This window comes from Streptomyces sp. TM32 (assembly GCF_004122755.1).
GTDB lineage: Bacteria > Actinomycetota > Actinomycetes > Streptomycetales > Streptomycetaceae > Streptomyces > Streptomyces sioyaensis.
This window is the reverse complement of record NZ_SDIG01000266.1, coordinates 1-5,526: the sequence shown is the minus strand read 5'-3', so window position 1 is coordinate 5,526 and position 5,526 is coordinate 1. Positions and strand designations below refer to the sequence as shown.

General features: G+C 72.0%; 5 protein-coding genes and 2 pseudogenes. 3 read left to right on the top strand and 4 right to left on the bottom strand.

The annotated features are described in order from the left end of the window. Positions 1-195: pseudogene (locus EST92_RS32510) on the top strand (GntR family transcriptional regulator); the annotation flags it as partial. On the opposite strand, the gene EST92_RS30800 reads toward EST92_RS32510, so the two are convergent. Continuing rightward, positions 158-682: a gluconokinase gene (locus EST92_RS30800; protein ID WP_129283959.1), complete on the bottom strand. Its 525-nt coding sequence runs from the start codon at positions 680-682 to the stop codon at positions 158-160. The pseudogene EST92_RS32510 and the gene EST92_RS30800 sit on opposite strands and share 38 nt — an antisense overlap. 131 nt (positions 683-813) lie before the next feature. On the opposite strand from EST92_RS30800, the gene EST92_RS30795 reads away from it, so the two are divergent. Then, positions 814-1,515: a FadR/GntR family transcriptional regulator gene (locus EST92_RS30795; RefSeq protein WP_129283958.1), complete on the top strand. Its 702-nt coding sequence runs from the start codon at positions 814-816 to the stop codon at positions 1,513-1,515. 28 nt (positions 1,516-1,543) lie between these two features. Here the strand turns inward: EST92_RS30795 and EST92_RS30790 are convergent, their stop codons facing one another. Together EST92_RS30790 and EST92_RS30785 are read right to left on the bottom strand one after the other, a co-directional pair. Then, a complete protein-coding gene (locus tag EST92_RS30790; RefSeq protein ID WP_129283957.1) occupies positions 1,544-1,756 on the bottom strand; it encodes a hypothetical protein in 213 nt (70 codons plus the stop codon). A 143-nt stretch (positions 1,757-1,899) separates the two neighbouring features. Then, on the bottom strand, positions 1,900-3,498 hold the full coding sequence (locus tag EST92_RS30785) for a methylmalonyl-CoA mutase family protein (protein WP_129283956.1): 1,599 nt from the start codon (positions 3,496-3,498) through the stop codon (positions 1,900-1,902). Positions 3,499-3,659: 161 nt separating this feature from the next. On the opposite strand from EST92_RS30785, the gene EST92_RS30780 reads away from it, so the two are divergent. Continuing rightward, positions 3,660-4,544: a L,D-transpeptidase family protein gene (locus tag EST92_RS30780; RefSeq protein WP_343283821.1), complete on the top strand. Its 885-nt coding sequence runs from the start codon at positions 3,660-3,662 to the stop codon at positions 4,542-4,544. A gap of 492 nt (positions 4,545-5,036) precedes the next feature. Here EST92_RS30780 and EST92_RS31450 read toward each other — a convergent pair. Continuing rightward, positions 5,037-5,526, bottom strand: a pseudogene (locus EST92_RS31450) (hypothetical protein); the annotation flags it as partial.

Genomic DNA, 5,526 nt, shown 5'->3' with positions numbered 1-5,526 from the left:
ATCGTGCTGACCGCCTCCGGCAACGAGATGTTCGCCCGCCTCGGCGATGTCGTCGCCGCCGTCCTGACCGGCCGCACACAGCACCATGTGATGTTCACCGACCCCGACCCGGCCGTGGACGTCTCCGGCACCCCGCAGCAGGTCGCCGGACGGGCGGTCACCGCACTGCGCGCGAGGACCGCACCGGCCGGATAGCCCCCCACGCCCGTCCGGCGACCTGCTGCGGGGTGCCGGAGACGTCCACGGCGACGCCCGCCTCGTCACGCCCGAGCGGTTCGAGCGTGGCGAACTGGGAGTCCAGCAGCGCGGCCGGCATGAAGTGGCCGGTGCGCCCGGCCATCCGCGCCTCGATCAGCGCGCGGTCCCCGGTGAGGTGCAGAAAGACGACGCCGGGGGCGGCGGCGCGCAGCCGGTCGCGGTAGCCGCGCTTGAGCGCGGAGCTGCTCACCACCCCGCCCCGCCCGGCCCGCCCGTGCGCCCAGGCGCCGATGGCGTCCAGCCAGGGACCGCGATCGTGATCGTCCAGCGGGACGCCGGCCGACATCTTGGCGATGTTCGCCGGCGGATGGAAGTCGTCCCCCTCGGCGTACGGGACGCCCAGTGCGGCGGCCACCAGCGGACCGATCGTGGTCTTGCCGGTGCCGGCCACGCCCATCACGACGATCACGTCGGGGGTGCTCATCCCGTGGTACCTCGCTGTCTTCCTTGACCTCGTGCGGGCCCCACTGAAACCCAATAGGTACGACGTATTCAAGAGCTCGTGATGAAAACGTCATACTTAATTGGCCGGGCGCGGGAACGTAGGCTTGGCCCATGGAAAACGAGGGGAAGGGACTGCACGCCCGTGTTCTGGAGTCCCTCGGACCCGCGATCACCGCGGGCGACTACCCTCCGGGCACGGTCCTGCGGACGGACGAACTGGAGGAGCGCTTCGACGTCTCCCGCACGGTCATCCGCGAGGCGGTCCGGGTACTGGAATCCATGCAGCTGGTCGCCTCCCGGCGCCGGGTCGGGGTGACCGTCCGGCCCACCGAGGAGTGGAACGTCTACGACCCGCGGGTGATCGGCTGGCGGCTGGCCGGCCGGGACCGGCCCCGGCAGCTGCGCTCACTGACCGTGCTGCGCTCGGCCGTCGAACCGGTCGCCGCGGGCCTGGCCGCCCAGCACGCCACCCCCGCCCAGTGCGCCGAACTCACCGAGCACGCCATGGGGATGGTCGCCACCTCACGCGGCCAGCAGCTCGACGCCTATCTGGTCCACGACGTGGCCTTCCACCGGATCGTGCTGACCGCCTCCGGCAACGAGATGTTCGCCCGCCTCGGCGATGTCGTCGCCGCCGTCCTGACCGGCCGCACCCAGCACCATGTGATGTTCACCGACCCCGACCCGGCCGCGGTCACCCTCCACGTACAGGTCGCGGAGGCGGTACGCACCGGCGACGCGGCCCGCGCGGAGACCCTCACCCGCGAGATCACCGCCGGCGCGATGGCCGAACTGGACGTCCTGGCCCCGTAATTACGGCCGCGACCGGCCGCCCGCCTCCTCAGAACAGCGGCTGCTGCCCCGGCATCGGCGGCTCCTCCGGATCGAAGAGCTTCTCCGCCGGCGCCATCATCGGCGCCATCCGTCGCGAGCCCGGACAGGAGATCAGCTCCAGCACCGTCCGCCGCCCGGGCGGGTCATGGCGAGCGAAACGGCCGCCGACGACGGCGATCTCTCGGGTGCAGACGGGGCACGTGCGGCGGGGTGACGACATGCCCACAGTCTGACGCAGCCCACCCTGGGGCTCACAAGCCGCCGCCCCACAGCCACCGGCAGGGCAAGCTGCTGCGGCTCTCCGGCGTGCTGCCCGATGCCTCGGCCACGTCGTAGCGCCGGGTCGCACCGCCCGCACGCTGCTCAGAACGCATTCGTGGGCACATACGTCCCCCACACCCCCCGCAGCGCCTCGCACACCTCGCCCACCGTCGTCCTCGCCCGCAGCGCCTCGCGCATCGGGGGGAGGACGTTGTCCGTGCCTTCGGCGGCCTTGCGGAGGGCGTCGAGGGCCGCGGTCACGGCGCGGGCGCTGCGGCGGTCGCGGAGCTGGGCCAGCCGTTCGACCTGCCGGGCCTCGATCGCCGGGTCGACGCGCAGCGGCTCGTAGGGTTCCTCCTCGTCCAGCTGGAAACGGTTGACGCCGACGACGATCCGCTCGCCGGCGTCGGTCTCCTGGGCGAGGCGATAGGCGTTGCGCTCGATCTCGTCCTTCTGGAAGCCCCGTTCGATGGCGGCCACCGCGCCGCCCATGTCCTCCACCCTCCGCATCAGCGCGACGGTCTCCTCCTCCACGTCGTCGGTCATCGACTCGACGGCGTAGGAGCCGGCGAACGGGTCGACGGTGGCGGTCACATCGGTCTCGTACGCCAGCACCTGCTGGGTGCGCAGCGCGAGCCGGGCCGCCTTGTCCGTGGGCAGGGCGATGGCCTCGTCGAAGGAATTGGTGTGCAGCGACTGGGTGCCGCCGAGGACGGCGGCGAGCCCCTGGACGGTGACCCGGGCGAGGTTCACCTCCGGCTGCTGCGCGGTGAGTTGCACCCCCGCGGTCTGGGTGTGGAACCGCAGCATCATCGACCTGGGGTTGCGCGCGCCGAATTCCTCCCGCATCACCCGGGCCCAGATCCTGCGCGCGGCACGGAACTTGGCGACCTCTTCGAGCAGCGTCGTCCGGGAGACGAAGAAGAAGGACAGCCGGGGCGCGAAGTCGTCGACGTCCATGCCGGCGGCCACGGCGGTGCGCACATAGGCGATGCCGTTGGCGAGCGTGAAGGCGATCTCCTGCGCGGGCGAGGCGCCGGCCTCGGCCATGTGGTAGCCGGAGATGGAGATGGTGTTCCAGCGGGGGATCTCGGCCCGGCAGTACTGGAAGATGTCCGCGGTCAGCCGCAGTGACGGCTGCGGCGGGAAGATGTAGGTGCCCCGGGCGATGTACTCCTTGAGCACGTCGTTCTGGATGGTCCCGTTCAGCTGGTCGGCCCGCAGCCCTTCCTCCTCGCCGACCAGTTGGTAGAGGAGCAGCAGCAGCGCGGCGGGCGCATTGATCGTCATCGAGGTCGACACCCTGTCCAGCGGGATCCCGCCGAACAGCACCCGCATGTCCTCGACGGAGTCGATGGCCACGCCGACCTTGCCGACCTCGCCCGAGGCGATCGGGGCGTCCGAGTCGTGGCCCATCTGCGTCGGCAGGTCGAAGGCGACCGACAGGCCCGTGGTGCCGTGGGCGATCAGCTGCCGGTAGCGGGCGTTGGATTCGCGCGCGGTGCCGAAGCCGGCGTACTGCCGCATCGTCCAGGGCCGCCCGGTGTACATCGACGGATAGACACCGCGGGTGAAGGGGTAGCTGCCGGGTGCGCCGAGCCGGCGCTCCGGATCCCAGCCGTCCAGTGCCTGTGGCCCGTACACCGGCTCGATGGGCAGGCCGCTCTCGCTGTACCGGCCAGTGCCCGACTCGTGCGCCATGGGGGTATGCCTCCCACTCGGTGACCAATATCCGGTGTCTCACTCTCTATCCATTTATCCACGTATTCACGTCTCCACGGCATGCCCGCAGGTTCGCCGCGCCGCAGCACTGGGAAGAGTCATCGGTGGCCGGTCGGCCCACCAAGATCCGGGGGTGGCGCATGCAGCGCAGTAGTGGACGACGTACGGCGCCGGTGATGGCCGCGGTGCTGGTGGTGGCGGCTCTCGCGGTGGGCTGCCGCCCGGTGACGGTCTCCGGCGCCACCGCCCCGGACGGCAAGGGCGCCCGCTACGCCCCCACCACGCCCGCTCCCCCGCCGCTCGGCCGGCACGCTCCGCCCGCTTCCCGGCACTCCGCCCCGTCGCGCCCCCACCCCACGGCGCCGCGCGCCGCGCACCGTGCACCGCGGGCCGCCGGGCCGCTGATGGCGCCCGGAGCGCAGGGTGTGCGGGTCCGCGAACTCCAGGCGCGACTGGCCCAGCTGGGTCTCTTCGACCGCTCCCCGACGGGCTCCTACGCCGCCGTCACGACGTCCGCGGTGCGCGCCTTCCAACGGCGGCAGGGCCTGCCCCGGACGGGCACCGTGCCGCCCGCGGCCTGGCTCGCCCTGCGGTCACAGACCCGCCGGCCCTCGCATGCGGAGCTGTATCCGCCCACGACCCGGCCGGTCGGCGCCCTGGATCCGCGCTGCATGCGGGGCCGGGTGATCTGCATCAGCAAGCGGACCAACACCCTCGCGTGGGTGGTCGACGGCCGGGTCGTCTCGGCGATGGATGTCCGCTTCGGTTCGCAGTACACCCCCACCCGCGAGGGCACCTTCGCCCTCACCTTCAAAAGCCGCCACCACGTCTCGACGCTCTACCACACGGCCATGCCGTACGCGATGTTCTTCAGCGGCGGCCAGGCCGTCCACTACTCCGCGGACTTCGCCGCCCGCGGCTACCGCGGCGCCTCACACGGCTGCGTCAACGTCCGCGACAAGAAGAAGGTGGCCGCACTCTTCAATGCCACCCACCAAGGAACCAAGGTCGTGATCTCCCGCTGACCCCCCGGCCCGCACATCCACACAGGCCCCACCCCTGACTTCAGTGACAGAAGCGAAAATTGAGCAACCCCCACGAAGGGGAACCACATCCGCGAAAGCGGCGCCGGCTTAGGCGCAAGAGAAGGGCGCGGGCAGGGCCGGGGGAACGTGCCCCGCCCGCGCCAGATGCGCTGAGCCGTGGGTACGGGGGGAACCCCGGCTCCTCGCGCAGCCGATGACCAGTCGGCTTCAATCAGTACTGCGTCACCCGCTCGAAAAACGTCACACCTAGGGTCTGTCGTTTGGATGAGGCCGGATCAGGGAGCGTGCTCTGGTGCGTGCAGCTGCAAGGCGGAGGAGGGAGCCGACGCGGAGCGGTTGGGGCCTCCCCAGCTCGAACGAAGCCGAGAGCTTGGGGAAGAGTGACGACAACGCCGATGGGGGTCCCCCGCGCCGTTCAGGCGTGGGCGAGTGCGTGCCAGACCCCGCGAGCCCGGCCTGACCCGACAGACCCTACGGGGCGGGGGTGCTGCTGGGCGTCGCTTTCCCGGGATCCGTGGCGGCCGCCGACGGGCCGGGGGCCGGGGTGGACGTGCCGGCGGGAGGGGTGGCGCCGGGCGACCGGGAGGGGTGACCCTCGTCGTCTTCGTCGCCGCCCGTGACGCCGCTGGTGGCCCCGGTGCCGCTGGTGGTGCCGCCGAGGCCGGTGCCGCCGCCGGAGTTGCCGAGGTTCTGGTACCGCGCCAGGTAGGCGCGGCAGAAGGCGAGGACCTTGTCCGCTCCGCCGGCCTTCTGTTCGAGGCGGTGCAGGGCGTCGCGGTCCATGCCGTCGCGCTTGCCGGATGCATAGCTCTGGCAGAGCGCGAGCAGGAGGTTCTTCTTGTCGTCGTGCCCGGAGTTCCCGCCGCCGCCGTTGCCCCGTTGCCCGGGGCCGGGGGTGCCGCCGGGCGGGGTGGCGCCGGGGCTGCTGCCGGGTGCGGGGGTACCGGGACCGGCCGCCTGC